A 17,822-nucleotide genomic window follows, 5' to 3' on the forward strand; every position below is an offset into this window, starting at 1 on the left:
CTAATTTTTAATGACGAAGTGTTTGGGCAATAACCCAAACACTTTTTTTATTACTAAAACCTACAATTAGGGTTATTTGTGGCTACAATGGAAGTATTGAACTAAAAGGGAGGTGGGGTGACATGAATTGGTTTTACTGGGGTAGTTTGGCTTTGGTCATTGCGGTCACGTTACAATTGACGGATCGGCGGCGCTGGTTAACGGGGTATTTTGTGAGTGCTGCAATTATCGGACTGGCCTTAGCAGCCTATCGGACAGTTAGCAATCAAGCGAGTCCCCTCTGGCAATTTATTATCGTGGGGCTAAAATTAGTGGGTTATTTGGTGTTACCAATCCTCGTATTGGTCGTGGCCCTGAGTTTTATTCGGTATAGTTATCGTTTAATTCGTAAGGAAGGCTGGCACTTACATTATAGTTTGTTGGCAATTGTCGGTGTTTTATTGGTTACCATGCTTGGATTATTGGCGTTAAATGGGTTGCGCTGGCGACAACGCTGGCTCTGGGAATTATTGGGGCTAGCGGTAGTACTAACGGCCTATTTTGCGGCCGGATTTTTGGCGTATCTGGTAGCGGGGGTGACGACGCGGTTAGGTCGGCGTGGCCCGGTCGATGCAATTATTGTGTTAGGCGCTGGCTTAATGCCAGATGGTCGACCGACACGGACCTTAAGTTACCGATTAAAAGCGGCGGCTAAATTTTATCGTGGGCAACGCGCGCAACATCATCAACCAATTAAGTTAATTGTTTCAGGGGGTCAAGGGGCGGATGAAATCATGGCTGAAAGTACGGCTATGCGCCAATATCTCGTGGCGTTAGGCATACCAGTTGACGTGATTCAAGAAGAGAATCAGTCGACCTCGACGCTTGAAAATTTAAAATTCTCGCATACTTGGTTGGTCAAACGCCAGCCTTTTTATCGAGCGGTCGTGGTGACCAGTGATTATCATGTGCTGCGCGCTAATATTTTAGCACGCCGGTTACGGCTGAATATGGTTAGTCGAGGAGCACGGACCCCGTGGTACTATGTGCCCTTCGCGATGTTTCGCGAGTATTTGGCTTTGATTGTGTTATATCACTGGGCTAACATTGTTGCGGTCATTGGTTTGACCTTGGTTTATGGGGCCTGGTTAGTAAAGTTAATTTAGGCTAGTGTGGTGGTTTTGAGAAAACAAGTGGTATTTTTTGAATTAGGCGAGGAAACATGTTCTTTTAAGGACGTGATGAATCGCTTTTTGTTTTGTACGTCGCATATATTTAATAGAAATCATTTCAAAATGCGGATTTAGTATTGAATAGATGGAAATTTGTCACGACGATTATAGCCACTTAGTTAGTTAATGTATCGCCAAAGTTATCGGTAAAAACTAATCGTCACTGGTGATTACCTAGTTATGATATCGAAAGCATTAGTACCACTTACCCAACAAGTATTGATGACCAACGAATAAAAGAGGGGCATATAGATGACGCTGCGGGCAATTAAAACAAGAATATACCCTCAAATTAATCAACAAGAAAAAATCATTAACAACTTTGGTTGCTGTCGTTTCGTCTGGAACCAGTTATTAAGTATGCAGATTGAGCGGCATAATAACGGTGGCGTCTACGTCAATGAATTTGGCATGAATGATCTGATTAAGTGTCTTAAACAGGAATACCCTTTCCTCAAGCAAGCGGAATCAACCAGTCTTTTACATGTTAGTCGTGATTTACATCATGCTTTTCAGAAATTATTTAAGGAACACGTTGGTTTTCCGAAGTTCAAATCACGTAAGTTTCCCAAACAGAGTTATCAGTCTAATTCAGTCAATCATAATATTAGTCAAATCGATCAACATCAGCTTAAAATCCCAAAATTAGGTCATCTTGCCTTTAAATCTGGCCGACAACTCACTGGTAAGATTAAAAACGTCACAATCCGGCTATCCGCCACCGGCAAATACTACGCCATTGTGTTAGTCGATAATGACGTCCAAGAACTGCCGAAAACTAAGCAATCGGTAGGGATTGATATGGGTGTGGCGGATTTAATGATTACCAGCGAGGGTGTCAAATATCCTACCGTTCGTTTTGACAAGGCCCTATCGCAGAAGAAACACTATTGGGAAAAACGGCTAGCCCGGCGAAGATTACAAGCCATGAGAGAAATTGCGTGGGATAAACACAATCACGTAGTAGAGCCGCGTGAATTGAACGACTTCAGTAATTATCGCAAGGCGCGTCTCATGGTTGCCAAATATAACGAAAAAATCGCTAACCGGCGAAATAACTATTTACATCAACTCACTAAGAAACTAGTAACGCTGTACGATGTGATTAAAATAGAAGATTTGAAAACCAAAAATCTTCTCAGCAATCATCAACTCGCTCGCGCAATTGCCAATCAAGCCTGGCGGGAATTACGCACTCAGCTTGACTATAAATGTGCTTGGTATGGTAAGCAACTGGTCACTGTGAACCCTCGGAAAACCAGCCAGATTTGTGCTGACTGTGGTTATGATGACGGCAAGCATGGGCTAGCTATCCGGCAATGGACATGTCCTAGTTGTGGCGTTAACCATGATCGGGATATTAACGCCGCCAAGAACATATTGAATGCTTAAAGAAAAGACTAGCTAGGCTCGGAACGAGCCGTGATAAATAGCTGTAACCGCTGGGCATAGTGCTAGTCGCTATTGTGTAAGTTAGCAGTGTTCTCAGAAGCTCGGTCATTTATGGTCGAGTAGTTCACGAGGTTAATGTTATAATGGACGAAGTTAAAAGGGAGGGATTTGCCGTGGATCTTACACATCGACCACGTTTGGGGCTGATGGTGATCATCTTATTTGGGCTTTTCACTTTGTCAGGTTGTGCGTCAACTTCGCGGGGCACAACGAATCGTTCAACCACTGCTGGAACGACCACGCATAGTAATGCAATGGTTTTGACTAAGGCGAATCAACAAATTTCGCACCAAAGAATTGCGACGGCGTTACAAACGTTGGCGACCGCTAAGACGTCAAATGCAACGATTGATAATTTGACGACGGGTTTAAAGTATTATCAAAAAGCGGCGGTAGCTCTTAATGATAATGAATTGAGCTTAGCCAAGGGCTATTTTGCGACGTTAACTGCTTATCAAGGCACAACTGATGCCACTTTCATTAAAGCGCGTGCTGAACTGGTGCATCAGTATCAGCAAGTTAAGTTAGCGAACAGCTATTATAATACGGCTCGTGATGAGTTAAGTGTGCATGCACTAGCCCGTTCGAAAACAGCGATTGATAAGTTAGACCAAATTGATCCAGTTCACCCAGTCATTAAACAATTACAGAAAAAAGCGCTGGCAATGAAGCAAGCCATCATGAACTATGAAGCTTCGCAATCAACGAGTTCGGGGCAAGCAAGTTCGGCGGTCGCTAGTACAAGTATGACTAGTAGTAGTCATACCGCGACCACGAGTACCACCAGTTCAAGTGTCACTGCTGAGAGCAGTACGAGTAGCAGTGCGGCTAGTACAAGTAGTGAGACGGCGGCGAGCCAAGCTGACGAATCGACCAGTAGCACGAGTAGTCGTGCGGTCTCTGATCAAGCCATCTTGAGTGAGTTCAAGGCAGCGGCAACGGTCACTTTTGCCAAGTCTGACCAGTTTAACGTGCTTGCTAGGACGACTCATTATTATCAGATTGAAGTCAGTCATGCCGCTGATACTGGTGCGACGAGTACGACCGATATTTATCGGTATTATCCGATGAGTGGGCAGGTTGAACAACAAGCTAACCATGATTCTGAATAATGGCAACACAAAAAAACGAGCCTGATTTTCCAGGCTCGTTTTTTAATTGCGGTTATTTAGTGAGGGCCCAAGTATTAATGGCATGGGCGACGCCGTCTTGGCGGTTGGTTTTGGTTTCGTACTTAGCGAGCGCCTTTGCTTGGGGAATTGCATTACCCATTGCAACACTATTCGTTGCATATTTAAGCATGCTGAGATCATTGCCTTGATCACCGATAGCCATCACTTCATCGGCCGTGAAGCCTAATCGTTCAGCAAGTACTTGTAAGGTCCGACCTTTGCTGGCTGCTGGATTCATCAATTCTAAAAAGTATGCCTCTGATTGAACCAAGTAATAACGGTCATAAATTTCAGCTGGAATTTTTTTAATGGCTGCCGCTAGAATCTGGGGGTCATCAATGAACATGCATTTCACAATCGGCAGATCAGATCGCATCTGTTCAGCGGTTCGATAACGGACGGGCATATTAACTAAGAAACTTTCACCTACCGTATAAGGGCTGATGTTAGCATTGGCGGTATAGATATGGTCTTCACTTTCAACGTGACAATGAACACCAATCTTGCGACTCAACGCTTCAATATCAATATAATCATTGTGCGATAGCGTTAAACTAGTAATAATACGGCCTTCCACGGTTTGAGCCATAGCACCATTGAAGGTCACGACGTATTCGTCATCCCCAGTAATGGCCAATTGCTTTAAAAACGGCGTGACGCCGCTTAAGGGCCGACCCGTGCAGAGCACCACTTTGATGCCCTGGGCCCGGGCGGCTTGCACGGCCTGGATTGTTGCTGGATTGAGTTCACTGTGTTCGTTTAGTAGGGTGCCATCCATATCGATGGCAATGAGCTTAACTGACATTAGACTAATTCCTCCATGTAAAATAATAAGTGTTAAATAATTAACCGATCATTTTGAATGTGTTGCTGAAAGGCTTGATAAATAGGATCGAATAAATCAACCTCAGCCGTCCGACTCAACATTTCTTTAGGAAAGAAGAAACGCCGATCGCCAGAGACTTTCCCAGTAATCGCCCGGACGAGATCGCTGACTGTTGAGAGTTCAACTAAGCTGCCGTCTTCTTGCATTAATTCAATCTGCGTCCGTGGTTTTTTCATCTTGGGGTCATAAGCATCGTAAGGTAAATCGTAACTATCATTAGTATCGGTGTAATAATGACTATTAAAGCCGGCCCGCTCGATTAACGTTTGGAGTTGTGGGACGAGTGACTGCGTTTGGGCATCAATCCGAGCTGATTTTAAAGGCCGGCGATCTAAAAAGCGGGTGGCTAAATCAGCTAAGATTGGATCTTGACTATCACGCCAATGGGTAAAGTAGGTGTTTAAGACGCCGTCGTCTAACCGCAGATAGTCTTGTAACGTAAAGTCGTTATTGAAAAATGGTAATAACATGTGCGGGGTGGCCTCAGCGTCAGCTGCATGACTTTGATAAAGTTCATTAGCCCGTTCCAATAGGTGGTCTAAAATGACTTCCATTGAACGTGAGACTGGATGAAAGTATACTTGCATGTACATTTGAAAGCGGCTGACGATGTAATCTTCAACTGCGTGCATGCCTTCCATCGCAAACGTAATGCCACCTTGATAGGGATGCATCACCCGTAAAATACGAGTTAAATCAAAATTACCATAATTGGTACCAGTGAAATAAGAATCCCGTAATAAATAATCCATCCGGTCGGCATCAATTTGACTAGAAATCATTTGGACGACTTGGGGATTAGGATACGTTTTTTGAATGACCGCAGCGACCTGACTTGGAAATTCTGGTGCCACTTGACGCAAGACTTGATTCACTTCAGTTTCCGGTGACGTCAAGATTTTGACGGTCAATGCTTCGTGGTCGGTATGAAAAATATGTTCGAAGGTATGCGAGTAAGCGCCATGGCCAATGTCATGAAGCAAAGCGGCACACAGTGTGACGAGGCGTTCGCGGTCATCCCAACCGCCGTCACCGGGTGTTTTGGTCGGATAATTGCGTTCAAAGTTATCACAGATGCGGCGACTAACTTCGTAAACGCCCAAACAATGACCAAAGCGGGAATGCTCGGCGCCATGAAAAGTTAATGACGTGGTGCCCAATTGCTTGATGCGACGCAACCGCTGAAATTCAGAGGTGTTAATAAGGTCTAGAATCACTTGGTGCTGAATATAGACATAGTCATGGACGGGGTCGCGAAAGACCTTTTCCATGGGCAATAATTGATTACGATATGACAATTAAATGCCTCCGTTCACTAATTTTATTTAAGGCGTTCTTGACGGCGTCGCATTTGTTGATAAGCGTGAGCCAAGTGCGCTTGAAACTCAGGCTCGGCGATTAACCGTGGTAATTGTTGCTGGTCGACGGTACCATGTTGTGCGAGAACGGTATCAAAGCGCTGAATGACGGTTGGAACCGTTAATGGGCGCTGCAATTTCGCTGCCATGGTCGTCATGACGCGGGGGTCCACTTGGGGAAAACGGTCGTCCAACTGGCCGGCTAAACTGGTTTGATAGAATTGTTGGATGAGTTGACTCCGCTGTGTTTGATCACCGTTTACACTGAGATAGAGCATGATGACTAATGCGGAGGCAGTTCGCCGTTGTGACATGCCGGCGATCTTTTGACCTGCAATACTTAAATCATAAGTCCCCGGGCAATAAGAGTGGGTGATTTCGCCGGCCTGAATCGGCCAAGCTGGCCAAACGGCTTGCACATAGCGCGTCATCAGCTGATAAGCAGCTTCAATGGAATAGTCAGCCCGTTGTGCTGGTAAAAAGAGTGAAACATTCAGCACACCGGGATCTGAAACGACCGCTAAGCCGCCCGAGTTACGCAATAACGTTTGATAGCCGGCCGCATTAAGGTCAGCGAGCCCCGTCGCTAAGGCTGGCAGTTGTTGATCGAGTAAGCCTAAGATGACGGTTGCGGGCAACTGCCAATAGTGAACTAATGGTTGCTGGATTTCAGCAGTTAACCATAATAAAGCGTTCGTATAAGCAAAGCTGTCCACGATTTCGTCAGGCTGGTAAAATTGTGTTAAAGTTGCAATAGTTGACTGCATGACGGTGCCATCCCCTCAAAATATCGGTTACAACGTTAATTATACTCGAAAAGTAAGCACCACGCAGGGCAATTACGGGATAGATTAATTTTTAGGGGTTTTTAAGAACATGGCTTATAATTAAACTAGTGATTGATACCGGCGTTGAGGGGCTAATTTTACCGCCGATATTTGGTTAATTAGTCGAATCCGAGGCTAGTTATTGCTGGTTTCGGCTGGAGCGTTTAAAATAGTATTATTGATAATAAGTAATTTAAATAAGGTTGGTTTCAAGCACAGTTGATGACTGGTGACTTGAAACGGCTACTGATTAGGAGGAACAGTGATGGACGATTTAACAACGGGGGTCCCAGTGGCAATCCATCTGGAGACGCAAGCGGTCCAAGCAGGTGATACCGCTAATTATGCCCTGGATGTTGAGGGTCAGTTAGTACAAATGGGGGACGCTTTTTACTTGCGGTACAAAGAAGTGAGTGATGATGCGGCGCCCGTTCCCGTAACCATCAAACTGGTTTCCAATGGCGATGTGGTCTTGACGCGGAGTGCTGAAAATCGGTTACGGCTCCATTTTGCTAATGGCAAACGGATTCAAGCTCGTTATCGGACACCGATGGGTATTTTGCCGGTCGACACGGTGACGCCGATGCTACAGGTCCGATTACGAGAACGACCATTTTCCGGTGAAGTCAACGTTAACTATCAGTTATATGCGGGCGAACAACCCATTGGCGACTACAAGCTGCGATTGCAATTTACAGCTTGATTTGGTATGATGAACTGTAAACCGTGGAAAGGACGTGCACCAGTTTGGAACTAAAACAATTTGATGGACAGAAGAAGTCCGAATTATCTTTAATCGAGGTTGGTCATGCGATTTTATCGCAACATGGTGATGCCATGGGCTTTGCCGATTTAGCTAACGCGGTACAATCTTATTTAGGTAAAAGCGACGAAGAGATTCGGGAGCGTTTATCACAATTTTATACCGATTTAAATATCGATGGTAGTTTCATTTCGCTCGGTGATAATATGTGGGGCCTGCGTGCATGGTACCCATTTGAATCCATTGACGAAGCGGTTATTCATACCGACGATGATGAGGATGAAGATCGGCCTAAGCGTAAAAAGCGTAAGAAGGTTAATGCCTTCTTAGCAGACGCCGGGGACGATGATGACGTAATCGATTACGATGACGACGATCCTGAAGACGATGATAACTACGATGATGATGACGATCAGACCGATGACGATGATGATTCGGCTAGCGCCAGCAAGTATGATGATTTATCTGGTGTCGATGATACCGATGATGATGCCGCTGACGAAACGTTGCCAGATGGTATCGAAGGTCAATTATCCGAGTTGAACGATGACGATGATGATGACGACTTCGATGATGATGACGACGAAACCGAAAACAAGTAGCCTATTTGCCAGGATTTAACTTGACGAATGTTCATTCTACTTGTATTATCTTATTTGGGCTCTCTGGTAGTCATACTAGAGACAAACGAACGAAATCAAGCTCCCTATTCACTGAATAGGGAGTTTTCTTTATTTATAATATCCCCACGAAATAAATCTTTAAGGAGTTATCACATGACCAAATATATTTTTGTAACTGGTGGCGTTGTGTCGTCAATTGGTAAAGGTATTGTCGCAGCATCATTAGGGAGATTACTGAAAAATCGGGGCTTAAAAGTCACCATTCAGAAGTTTGATCCATATATCAACGTTGATCCTGGTACGATGAGTCCTTACCAACATGGTGAAGTCTTTGTTACTGATGACGGGACGGAAACTGATTTGGACTTGGGACATTACGAACGGTTCATCGACATTAACTTGAACAAGTATTCCAATGTAACGACCGGTAAGATTTATTCAGAAGTTCTACAAAAAGAACGACGGGGCGATTATTTAGGGGCCACGGTCCAAGTTATCCCACATATTACTAATGCAATTAAAGAAAAAATTATGCGGGCCGGCACGACGACTGATTCTGATATTGTTATCACTGAAATTGGTGGGACGGTTGGGGATATTGAATCCTTACCATTTATTGAAGCGTTACGCCAAATGAAGAGTGACTTAGGGTCAGACAATGTGTTCTACATTCACACCACTTTAATTCCTTATTTGCGAGCTGCGGGTGAAATGAAGACCAAACCAACGCAACATTCCGTTAAAGAACTCCGGAGTTACGGAATTCAACCTAATATGTTGGTGGTACGGACTGAACAACCAATTACGCGCGAAATGCGTAATAAGATTGCGTCATTTTGTGATGTTGAACCAGAAGCCGTAATTGAATCCTTGGATGTTAAGACGATCTATTCTATTCCATTGAATGTGCAAAAACAAAATATGGATCAGATTGTCTTAGATCATTTTGAAATGCAAGCACCTAAGGCTGATATGAGCGAATGGGAAAACCTTGAACGGCACGTACAGCACCTCTCACGGACAATTAAGATTGCTTTGGTTGGGAAGTACGTTGCGTTACAAGATGCCTATATCTCTGTTACAGAAGCCTTAAAGCATGCCGGTTATACGGATGATGCCGAAATTGAACTCAATAAGATTTCCGCCGAAGAGGTTACGCCTGAAAATGTGCAAGCCTTACTTGGCGATGCAGACGGTATCTTGGTTCCCGGTGGCTTTGGCGATCGTGGGATTGAAGGTAAGATTACGACCATTAAGTATGCGCGCGAAAACGATGTGCCATTCTTAGGGATTTGTTTAGGAATGCAAATGGCAAGTGTTGAATTTGCCCGTGACGTCTTAAACTTAAAGACGGCTAATTCAACAGAAATTGATCCAGACACGCCAGACAACATTATTGATTTGATGGCGGACCAAGAAGATGTTGAAGAAATGGGTGGTACCCAGCGTTTGGGCGCTTATCCTTGCAAGTTGAAGCCGGGAACGGTTGCGGCTAAAGCTTATCATAATGAAGAAGTTGTCATGGAACGGCACCGTCATCGGTATGAATTCAACAACGAATACCGTGAAGCGATGGAAGCTAAAGGGATGGTCTTTTCTGGGACTTCGCCAGATAACCGCTTGGTAGAAGTGATTGAATTACCTAAGCAACGGTTCTTTGTTGCAAGTCAGTATCATCCAGAGTTTTTATCACGTCCCAACCGGCCTGAAGGCTTATTCAAGGCTTTCATTGATGCCGCAAATGTGACGGGTACTGTTAAATAACGATTGAATAAATGAGTTTGGGGTAACCCAAGCTTATTTTTTTTACAAGAAAAGTTAAAATCGGTAATGAAAACGGTTAAATTTATTAAGTTTAAAATTTTATGCGCAAAAAAGATTACAGTTTCCTGATATTGGTTGTTTTTTTGCATGACATTCTTTATTATGGTTATTGATTGTATGATACAGTGTGACACTTATTTAGCGAGGAAAGTTATGTTATGAAAAAAATGATTATCCATGGCGGAAAACGACTTTCTGGGGAATTAACGATCGGTGGCGCAAAAAATAGTACCGTCGCACTGATTCCTGCTGCGATCCTAGCAGACACTCCGGTCCGATTTGATACGGTTCCGCATATCTTAGACGTACACAATTTAAAAATTATTCTGGAATCGATGAATGTCCATTCCACTTTTGAAAATGATGTTTTAACGATTGATCCAACGCATATTAATGAATCTGAATTACCAAGTCACGCAATTAAAAGCTTGCGGGCCTCTTATTATTTTATGGGCGCATTACTCGGGCGATTTAATCGAGCAACCGTTACATTCCCCGGTGGGGATAATATCGGTCCGCGTCCAATTGACCAGCACATCAAAGGGTTTAAGGCTCTGGGTGCCAACGTTGTCGAAAAAAATGATTCCGTTTTTATTTCGACGGGTACGGAAGGCTTACATGGCGCCCGTATTTTCTTAGACGTCGTCTCAGTTGGGGCAACGATTAACATTATCTTAGCCGCCGTCAAAGCACACGGGACGACGACTATTGAGAATGCTGCTAAAGAACCTGAAATTATTGATTTAGCCACGTTTTTGAATAACTTAGGGGCCAAAGTTCGCGGTGCCGGTACGGATGTTATCCGGATTGAAGGTGTGGACTCATTACGGTCACGAGCAACCCACACGATTATTCCTGATCGGATTGAAACTGGGACTTATTTGTCATTAGCTGCGGCGATGGGCGATGGCGTCTTATTAAAGAATGTGATTCCAGAACACATGGAGTCCTTCACGGCTAAAATGTTCGAAATGGGCGTTGATCTACAGATTAATGAAGATAGTATTTATGTGCCGCGTGTTGGGGAATTAAGCCCAGTGCGGGTTAAGACGATGACCTATCCAGGCTTTGCCACGGATTTACAACAACCGATTACCCCACTATTATTGCGGGCTAACGGGAGCAGTGTGGTCATTGATACGATTTATCCACAACGAACGCAACACATTGCACAACTAAGAAAAATGGGCGCTAATATTCACGTTCAAGATAACTTAATTGTGGTGGGCCATTCAGCTCATCTGCAAGGTGCGCACGTGGAGGCCGGAGAAATCCGCTCCGGTGCGGCCTTAATGATTGCTGGACTAATTGCCAATGGAACGACTGAGATTTCTCGCGCCGATAATATTTTACGTGGTTATGACCGAGTGGTTGAAAAGTTGCATACGTTAGGTGCCGATGTCGAAATCGCAACTGACGAACAGGTTCCTGAGGGCTAAATCCGCCCATCATAAGCTGAGAAAGAGCAGTGATAATGGAAAAGATTTTAACGATGCATGACCTTGAGCAAAAGACCCTCAAGGAAATTTATACGTATGCGCGTGACTATAAAATTCAATATTATTCACAAATGAATAAAAAAGAATTGTCATTAGCAGTTTTAAGAGAACAAGATAAGAAGCGCGGCTTTGTCCAAATGGAAGGTGTCCTTGAAATAATTGGACAAGAGGGCTACGGCTTTTTGCGTCCAATTAATTACGGCCCTTCTCAAGAGGATATTTACATTTCGCAGTCGCAAATTCATCGTTTTGGATTACGCAATGGGGATTATGTCGCTGGGCAAGCTCGGCCACCCAAGCCCAGTGAACGGTATTATGGGTTGATGCGCGTGGGCACCGTTAATGGTAAGGATCCGAATGAGGCGAAACAACGGCCCCATTTTCCAGCGCTCACGCCGTTGTATCCCGAACGTCAGATTAAGCTGAGTACCAATAAGCAAACGTTATCAACTCGGTTGATTGATACATTTGTGCCGATTGGTTTCGGGCAACGGGGCTTAATTGTTGCGCCCCCTAAGGCGGGGAAAACGACGCTGCTTAAAAATATTGCTAATGGGATTATGACGAATTATCCCCAAGCAAAATTAATCATGTTATTAATTGATGAACGGCCAGAAGAAGTGACTGATTTGGAACGCTCGATTAAAGGCGAGGTTGTGAGCTCAACTTTCGATCAACAACCACAAAACCATGTTCGTGTGGCAGAACTGGTCTTGGAGCGGGCCCGTCGCTTAGTAGAAGATAAACAGGATGTGGTCATCTTGTTAGATTCCATCACACGGTTGACGCGTGCGTACAACTTAACGATGCCTTCTAGTGGGCGCACGTTATCTGGTGGTTTAGACCCAACGGCTTTCTATAAGCCCAAGCGGTTCTTCGGTTCAGCCCGAAATATTGAAGAGGGCGGTAGTCTGACAATCTTAGGGACGGCATTAGTCGAAACGGGTAGTCGGATGGACGATATGATTTATGAGGAATTTAAGGGAACCGGTAACTCGGAGTTACAGCTCTCCCGGGAATTGGCCGAACGGCGAGTCTTCCCCGCACTAGATTTGAAACAATCTAGTACGCGAAAAGAAGAACTCTTGTTGCGGCAGGCTAATTTAGAGCCAGTCTGGCAATTACGGCGGTCAATGACGGGGAATGCGTTGGAGTATACGGAACAGATTCTCCAATTCTTAAAGCATACCGATACTAATACGGCGTTCTTACACGATTTAGGCAGTCTGAAATTTAATCCAGCTAGTCGGCGGTCACATAGATAACCGTTGCGTGTTGCGCGGATTCATGATAAGATATTTAGCGTTGATTAAAACTATGATAATCTCTGTCTCAGCAAATGATTCAGGGCAAAGGAGCGTAATATTATGCAAAAAGGAATTCATCCAGATTACCACCAAGTGGTTTTCCAAGATTCAACAACTGGTTTTAAGTTTATCTCTGGTTCAACAGCAACGTCTGACGAAACTGTTGAATGGGAAGACGGTAACACTTACCCATTAATCCGGGTTGAAGTTACTTCGGACTCACATCCTTTCTACACTGGTAAGCAAAAGTTTACCAAGGTCGATGGTGCGGTCGATCGTTTCAACAAGAAATATGGTCTCAAATAAGCGTTTATTTAATAAAAAGTCAGCCGAATTATCGGGTGACTTTTTTTGTGTTTTCGCTAATTGTTGTGAGTGGGCGCTCGAAGTCGACGCACTTGCTCATCAATACAAAACAGCCGCTGCAAGAAGTTTGACTTCTTACAGCGGCTGTCTTTGGAATCAGTTAAGATTAGTAACGTAATAACGCTAGGGCAGCCGTCTCAACGGGCATCCGCTTAGCTGGAATAATTCGAATCTGACCTTGCTTACTCATGACCACATCGACTAAATCGTCGATTAAGTTATCTGGCATGCGCAATTCAGTGGTTTGAACCTGACCACTAGCGGTAATGGTCCCACTGACTTGAGCATCCGTTGCGACAATTAGGGTATCAATTCGACCAGCTAAGGCCGGCTTAATCATGTCAAATGGATCATCTAAGGCTAATTGTCTTGACTTGGCATTATCGTAACGAGTTAAGAGAATATCCGTTAATTCGGTATGCCATTTCGTTTGAATCGGAGTGGTTGCCGCTTGGATTTCCGTTAAGGATAGGCCATTTGGCGATGTCTCGATTAATAGGTGTTGTGACAAGTACGGGTTCTTACTAAGTTTCCGGAAAGCGGCCTGATTGTTCCCCAAACTCATCAAGATTAATGGGCGTTGTGACGCCTGCGAGTAGTGGGTTAAACAATACTGGTCGACTTGCAAGAAGTAGTTACGTTGGTCAATTTCGCGTTCTTCAGCTTTAGCATTGTGACCATGATAGTTGACACCATGAGCTGGGCTTGAGTTAAAGTTTAAGTCACCACCACGTTTTTCAGACCCTAGGGCTTTTTTCAGTGTAGTGGGGGCGTCATCTGGCAACGGTACTGCTGTTAATTGACCTTGGCGTTGTTGGTAAAGCGCCATTGTAGTTTCACTTAGGGCTAAGAGGTCAAAATCGAATTCATTTTGACGGTCCGCTAAGATTGGTCGAATCGCTGGCATACTGTTGACGATGACTTGATTATCAGTAGGCGTTTGTAAATCGAAAATTAATAGTTGTTGGGCGTTAGCAATCAAGCCAGTTTGTGGGCCAGTATGCTTTAACCAGAAACTATTGTCATTAGCTAATTGATCGAATTGGACTTGGAACGGTCGAAAACTCGTTTTAGGAAAGCGTTGCGTTAATTGTTCCTGAGCGTCACTCACGAGTTGTTTAAATTGTAAACGGCGTCGGTTCAAATCGTTTAAAACGGCTTCAGTGTTCAGATAGATGGCGATGAATGGTCCGGCATCGCGTTGTTGCATTAATTGGTTAAGATCATTTTTTACCATGATATCCATAGGTCCAACCTACTTTCTTTTAGTTGATGTTAATAGCATAACAGACCAAGTATCGATTATGCAAATGTTATGAACTGAATAAGTAATAATTGATTGTTTAAAAACATTTAAGAACGCCCCTTTCTTATTGGGGCTAATTAAGGTATATTTACGTTGAACTGTGATGATAATGGTTAAGGATTGGGGGAGGTCTGGCGATGCAGCCAAAGAAGAGAACCGGCTTGAAGTGGTTAGGACGAGGCGTTTTTGCACTTTTGATTGCCTTGTCGTTAGCTTTGATTTTTAATGAACAGATCAAAGACCAAATGGTTAGCTCATATGCGCCCAAGATTACGGCTAAATCGGTCAAAAAGAATACTAAAAAACAAGGTGATTTTGATTTTACTAAAGTGAAGTCACTCGATTTTCAAACGGTCGCTAAGGCTCGTTTGAATAAGTCGGCGGTCAATGTGGTGGGGTCGATTGCGATTCCAGCGATTGAGTTATATTTGCCAATCGGTAAAGGTGTCAGCAATGCTACGCTCGCGTTATCAGCTGGGACGTTGAAAGCCGATCAGACGATGGGAACGGGTAACTATGCGTTAGCGGGACACCACATGATTAAGCATGGCGCCTTATTTAGTCCGCTCTATTATAAGAGTCAAGTGGGGCAACTGATTTATTTGACGGATGCCCAATCTATTTATGCGTATAAGACGACGCAACGTCAGTTTATTGCTGCAACGGATGTGGCGGTGATTAATGACGTTCCTGGTCAAAAACTGATTACGCTGATTACGTGTGATAAGACGGGTGCGGGGCGGTTAATGATTCGAGGGCAATATGTACAAAAATGGGCCTTTACGCAAGCGCCCGCTGCTGTACAAAAGTCATTTGAAAGTCATTTCAATAACAAATATTAAATTTTGAGCCGCTAAGTGTTGTTAGGCGGTGATTCACGGTACAATAGTGTTAGTATCAGATTTTATGAGGAGGTTACACTTGATGGTTGGATTAATTATTATTGCAGTGGTGCTGGTCTTGGTGGCAATCTATGCAATTATCTATAACGGCATCGTTAAAGCCCGGATGTACACCCAAGAGGCTTGGAGTCAAATCGACGTTCAGTTGAAACGGCGGAGTGATTTAATTCCGAACTTAGTGAGCACTGTTAAAGGGTATGCGAAGCACGAAAAAAGTACTTTGGAACAAGTTGTCGCGTTGCGAAATCAATTAACCCAGGTTCCTAGTGGTGATCATCAGCAATCCATGGCGGTTTCTGATCAATTAACGGGTTCATTGAAAAGTATCTTCGCCCTCGCTGAGAACTATCCTGATTTGAAAGCCAATCAGGAATTCAGCAAGTTAATGGAAGAATTAACGAATTCAGAAAATAAAATTGCCTATTCACGGCAGTTATTTAATTCAAGTGCAGCTAGTTATAATATGAAATTGCAACAATTCCCATCTAATTTGGTGGCTGGGGTGCATCATTTCCAACCAACTGAATTCTTAACGGTGCCAGAAGCTGAAAAAGCTGCGCCAACCGTTTCATTTGATGATTAGAGGTTACGCCCATGTTATTTGAGCAAATTGCCCGCAATAAGCGGCACACGGTTTACGTGATGGCCGCTTTTGTCATGTTAGTGGCTGTAATTGGTTTAGCGGTCGGCTATGTCTTTTTTGATAGTGCCGTGGCTGGACTCGTGATGGCCCTAATTGTGGCGTTAATTTATATTGGGATTATGGTCGGTCAGTCGACCAATGTGGTTATGAGTATGAATCATGCCCATGAAATTCAGCAAGTTGATGAAGCACCTGAGCTTTGGCACATGGTTGAAGATATGGCGCTGGTTGCGAAAGTCCCAATGCCACGAGTCTTCATTATCGATGATGCCAGTCCGAATGCGTTTGCGACAGGCAATAACCCGGAACATGCGGCGGTGGCCGTCACTACTGGTATTCAAGCCCGCTTAAACCGCGAAGAACTAGAAGGCGTTATTGGGCATGAGATGACGCATGTGCGAAATTATGACATTCGTTTACAAACAATTGCGTTAGCCTTAACGGCGGCAATCAGCCTACTGGTTAATTGGGGCTTAAATTCCTTTTGGTGGGGTGGTGGTCGACGTCGGCGTGATGATGATCGTGAGGGTAGTAATGGCTTACAAATAATTTTGATGGTGGTCGCGGTGATTGTCATTATCCTGGCCCCAATTGCGGCTAGCTTAGTACAGCTGGCGTTGTCGCGTAACCGTGAATATTTAGCGGATGCTGGCAGCGTTGAGTTGACCCGTAATCCACAAGGGTTGATTGCAGCGTTAACCAAGATTGACGATAGTGCGCCAATGCAAAAAGCGGACCCGAGCAGTGCGGCATTATATATTTCTGATCCATTTAAAGCCAAGCGTTCTTGGACCCATTTGTTTGATACGCATCCACCCATGGCCGATCGTATTGAACGATTAAAGCAGATGTGAGTTATTCCAAATAGACAGTTGAAAGAGTGAGTCGGTTGCAACGCAGATATATTTACGCGAATTTAGAAAAGCTTGATAATTTAGTATTTGCTTATGGCATTGACCAAAGCGATTTTGTGCATGGCATTAAACGGTTGCCCGCTAACTTAGTTTCACTGGTTGGAGTAGACGATGAAGAACATGCTGTTAATGCGCATACTGGTTTAAACGTGATTAATGATGAAAATGAGATTCGCCGTTATTTATTGCAAAGTCATGCGACCATGGTTAAATGGATGGATTACGATGAAATCGGTGATTTGGATTTTTTGACGGCCACGGAAATTGCTGAATTACTTTATCTGGGCCATATGAATCGGCCGATTCGCTCGCCGTTCAATTATAAGTTACGCAATCATTATGTTTTCTTGGAGCAACGTAATGGCGGTATCAAACTATACTTCTACTATATTTCGGCTTTTAGTCACGTCCTGAGTGCGTCGATTGTCCGCCATACTTTAGCGGCATATCGTGGTCGGCGGATGTTTATGCGGAGCTTACAAGTGCCGCGGGTTCCAGAAGCTATCTTAAAACAATTAGTCCGGTTGATGCCAGATGGTCTCTTTATTTATTTTGACCAATCTATGGTCCGACAACGGCAATTACTAGTGCCCGTGCATACCAAGTTGGCGAATGATGATATTGAAGTGTTTGATCCCGCAAGAAGTGAGGAATCAAGGCGGACCCATAATGTGGCGACGTTACGCTTTAATTTAAATTCTGGTGAATGGGGTCTTCAGATTCATGATAAAACGGCATTTGAAGATCATTTATAAAGTGAGTTAATGGA

General features: G+C 44.0%; 17 protein-coding genes. 13 read left to right on the forward strand and 4 right to left on the reverse strand.

Annotation, left to right across the window (positions count from 1 at the left end; translation table 11 throughout):
• Positions 1-122 precede the first annotated feature (122 nt).
• The 3 genes from C5Z26_RS09740 (at position 123) to C5Z26_RS09750 (ending at position 3,775) form a co-directional block, all read left to right on the forward strand.
• The gene (locus C5Z26_RS09740; protein WP_105449767.1) at positions 123-1,145 is read left to right on the forward strand and encodes a YdcF family protein; all 1,023 of its coding nucleotides are present in this window, start codon (positions 123-125) and stop codon (positions 1,143-1,145) included.
• 318 nt (positions 1,146-1,463) lie between these two features.
• Positions 1,464-2,603 (forward strand): RNA-guided endonuclease TnpB family protein, encoded by a 1,140-nt coding sequence (locus tag C5Z26_RS09745; protein WP_105449768.1) that lies wholly within the window; start codon positions 1,464-1,466, stop codon positions 2,601-2,603.
• A gap of 173 nt (positions 2,604-2,776) precedes the next feature.
• On the forward strand, positions 2,777-3,775 hold the full coding sequence (locus tag C5Z26_RS09750) for a hypothetical protein (protein WP_234005676.1): 999 nt from the start codon (positions 2,777-2,779) through the stop codon (positions 3,773-3,775).
• Positions 3,776-3,827: 52 nt separating this feature from the next.
• Here the strand turns inward: C5Z26_RS09750 and yidA are convergent, their stop codons facing one another.
• The 3 genes from yidA to C5Z26_RS09765 are packed head-to-tail and all read right to left on the reverse strand — an operon-like array spanning position 3,828 to position 6,846.
• Entirely contained in the window at positions 3,828-4,640 is an 813-nt protein-coding gene (yidA, locus tag C5Z26_RS09755; RefSeq protein ID WP_105449770.1) for a sugar-phosphatase, read from the reverse strand.
• A gap of 32 nt (positions 4,641-4,672) precedes the next feature.
• Positions 4,673-6,019 carry an HD domain-containing protein gene (locus C5Z26_RS09760; RefSeq protein ID WP_105449771.1) on the reverse strand — a complete coding sequence of 449 codons (1,347 nt, stop codon included), beginning with the start codon at positions 6,017-6,019 and terminating at the stop codon, positions 4,673-4,675.
• A gap of 23 nt (positions 6,020-6,042) precedes the next feature.
• Entirely contained in the window at positions 6,043-6,846 is an 804-nt protein-coding gene (locus tag C5Z26_RS09765; RefSeq protein WP_105449772.1) for a lipoate--protein ligase family protein, read from the reverse strand.
• Between the two features lie 325 nt (positions 6,847-7,171).
• Between C5Z26_RS09765 and C5Z26_RS09770 the strand changes: the two genes are divergently transcribed.
• The 6 genes from C5Z26_RS09770 to C5Z26_RS09795 all read left to right on the forward strand — a co-directional run bounded on the left by C5Z26_RS09770 (position 7,172) and on the right by C5Z26_RS09795 (position 13,228).
• Positions 7,172-7,609 carry a YwiB family protein gene (locus tag C5Z26_RS09770; RefSeq protein WP_105449773.1) on the forward strand — a complete coding sequence of 146 codons (438 nt, stop codon included), beginning with the start codon at positions 7,172-7,174 and terminating at the stop codon, positions 7,607-7,609.
• A gap of 44 nt (positions 7,610-7,653) precedes the next feature.
• A complete protein-coding gene (gene rpoE / locus C5Z26_RS09775) occupies positions 7,654-8,271 on the forward strand; it encodes a DNA-directed RNA polymerase subunit delta (protein ID WP_105449774.1) in 618 nt (205 codons plus the stop codon).
• Positions 8,272-8,445: 174 nt separating this feature from the next.
• Entirely contained in the window at positions 8,446-10,056 is a 1,611-nt protein-coding gene (gene pyrG / locus C5Z26_RS09780) for a CTP synthase (protein ID WP_105449775.1), read from the forward strand.
• Positions 10,057-10,274: 218 nt separating this feature from the next.
• Complete coding sequence (murA, locus tag C5Z26_RS09785; protein WP_105449776.1) at positions 10,275-11,555, forward strand: UDP-N-acetylglucosamine 1-carboxyvinyltransferase; 1,281 nt, start codon at positions 10,275-10,277, stop codon at positions 11,553-11,555.
• A 35-nt stretch (positions 11,556-11,590) separates the two neighbouring features.
• Positions 11,591-12,880: a transcription termination factor Rho gene (rho, locus tag C5Z26_RS09790; protein WP_105449777.1), complete on the forward strand. Its 1,290-nt coding sequence runs from the start codon at positions 11,591-11,593 to the stop codon at positions 12,878-12,880.
• A gap of 102 nt (positions 12,881-12,982) precedes the next feature.
• A complete protein-coding gene (locus C5Z26_RS09795; protein WP_105449778.1) occupies positions 12,983-13,228 on the forward strand; it encodes a type B 50S ribosomal protein L31 in 246 nt (81 codons plus the stop codon).
• Between the two features lie 166 nt (positions 13,229-13,394).
• Here C5Z26_RS09795 and C5Z26_RS09800 read toward each other — a convergent pair whose 3' ends face one another.
• Positions 13,395-14,534, reverse strand: a complete 1,140-nt coding sequence (locus C5Z26_RS09800; RefSeq protein ID WP_105449779.1) for a baeRF6 domain-containing protein — start codon at positions 14,532-14,534, stop codon at positions 13,395-13,397.
• A gap of 197 nt (positions 14,535-14,731) precedes the next feature.
• Between C5Z26_RS09800 and C5Z26_RS09805 the strand changes: the two genes are divergently transcribed.
• The 4 genes from C5Z26_RS09805 to C5Z26_RS09820 all read left to right on the forward strand — a co-directional run bounded on the left by C5Z26_RS09805 (position 14,732) and on the right by C5Z26_RS09820 (position 17,808).
• Positions 14,732-15,436, forward strand: coding sequence for a class A sortase (locus C5Z26_RS09805; RefSeq protein WP_105449780.1), 705 nt, complete (start codon positions 14,732-14,734; stop codon positions 15,434-15,436).
• 82 nt (positions 15,437-15,518) lie between these two features.
• Positions 15,519-16,079, forward strand: coding sequence for a LemA family protein (locus C5Z26_RS09810; RefSeq protein ID WP_105449781.1), 561 nt, complete (start codon positions 15,519-15,521; stop codon positions 16,077-16,079).
• A gap of 11 nt (positions 16,080-16,090) precedes the next feature.
• Positions 16,091-16,993: a zinc metalloprotease HtpX gene (gene htpX / locus C5Z26_RS09815; protein WP_105449782.1), complete on the forward strand. Its 903-nt coding sequence runs from the start codon at positions 16,091-16,093 to the stop codon at positions 16,991-16,993.
• Between the two features lie 26 nt (positions 16,994-17,019).
• The gene (locus C5Z26_RS09820) at positions 17,020-17,808 is read left to right on the forward strand and encodes a hypothetical protein (protein ID WP_199774965.1); all 789 of its coding nucleotides are present in this window, start codon (positions 17,020-17,022) and stop codon (positions 17,806-17,808) included.
• Positions 17,809-17,822: the final 14 nt, after the last annotated feature.

The organism is Lactobacillus sp. CBA3606 (assembly GCF_002970935.1).
Taxonomy (GTDB): Bacteria; Bacillota; Bacilli; order Lactobacillales; family Lactobacillaceae; genus Lactiplantibacillus.

What these genes read in the sequence shown, in the direction of transcription:
- C5Z26_RS09805 (WP_105449780.1), top strand. Translation starts at nt 14,732, where the DNA reads ATGCAGCCAAAGAAGAGAACCGGCTTGAAGTGGTTAGGACGAGGCGTT.
- htpX (WP_105449782.1), top strand. Translation starts at nt 16,091, where the DNA reads ATGTTATTTGAGCAAATTGCCCGCAATAAGCGGCACACGGTTTACGTG.
- C5Z26_RS09800 (WP_105449779.1), bottom strand. Translation starts at nt 14,534, where the DNA reads ATGGATATCATGGTAAAAAATGATCTTAACCAATTAATGCAACAACGC.
- C5Z26_RS09765 (WP_105449772.1), bottom strand. Translation starts at nt 6,846, where the DNA reads ATGCAGTCAACTATTGCAACTTTAACACAATTTTACCAGCCTGACGAA.
- C5Z26_RS09740 (WP_105449767.1), top strand. Translation starts at nt 123, where the DNA reads ATGAATTGGTTTTACTGGGGTAGTTTGGCTTTGGTCATTGCGGTCACG.
- C5Z26_RS09810 (WP_105449781.1), top strand. Translation starts at nt 15,519, where the DNA reads ATGGTTGGATTAATTATTATTGCAGTGGTGCTGGTCTTGGTGGCAATC.
- pyrG (WP_105449775.1), top strand. Translation starts at nt 8,446, where the DNA reads ATGACCAAATATATTTTTGTAACTGGTGGCGTTGTGTCGTCAATTGGT.
- C5Z26_RS09795 (WP_105449778.1), top strand. Translation starts at nt 12,983, where the DNA reads ATGCAAAAAGGAATTCATCCAGATTACCACCAAGTGGTTTTCCAAGAT.
- C5Z26_RS09745 (WP_105449768.1), top strand. Translation starts at nt 1,464, where the DNA reads ATGACGCTGCGGGCAATTAAAACAAGAATATACCCTCAAATTAATCAA.
- yidA (WP_105449770.1), bottom strand. Translation starts at nt 4,640, where the DNA reads ATGTCAGTTAAGCTCATTGCCATCGATATGGATGGCACCCTACTAAAC.
- rho (WP_105449777.1), top strand. Translation starts at nt 11,591, where the DNA reads ATGGAAAAGATTTTAACGATGCATGACCTTGAGCAAAAGACCCTCAAG.
- C5Z26_RS09770 (WP_105449773.1), top strand. Translation starts at nt 7,172, where the DNA reads ATGGACGATTTAACAACGGGGGTCCCAGTGGCAATCCATCTGGAGACG.
- murA (WP_105449776.1), top strand. Translation starts at nt 10,275, where the DNA reads ATGAAAAAAATGATTATCCATGGCGGAAAACGACTTTCTGGGGAATTA.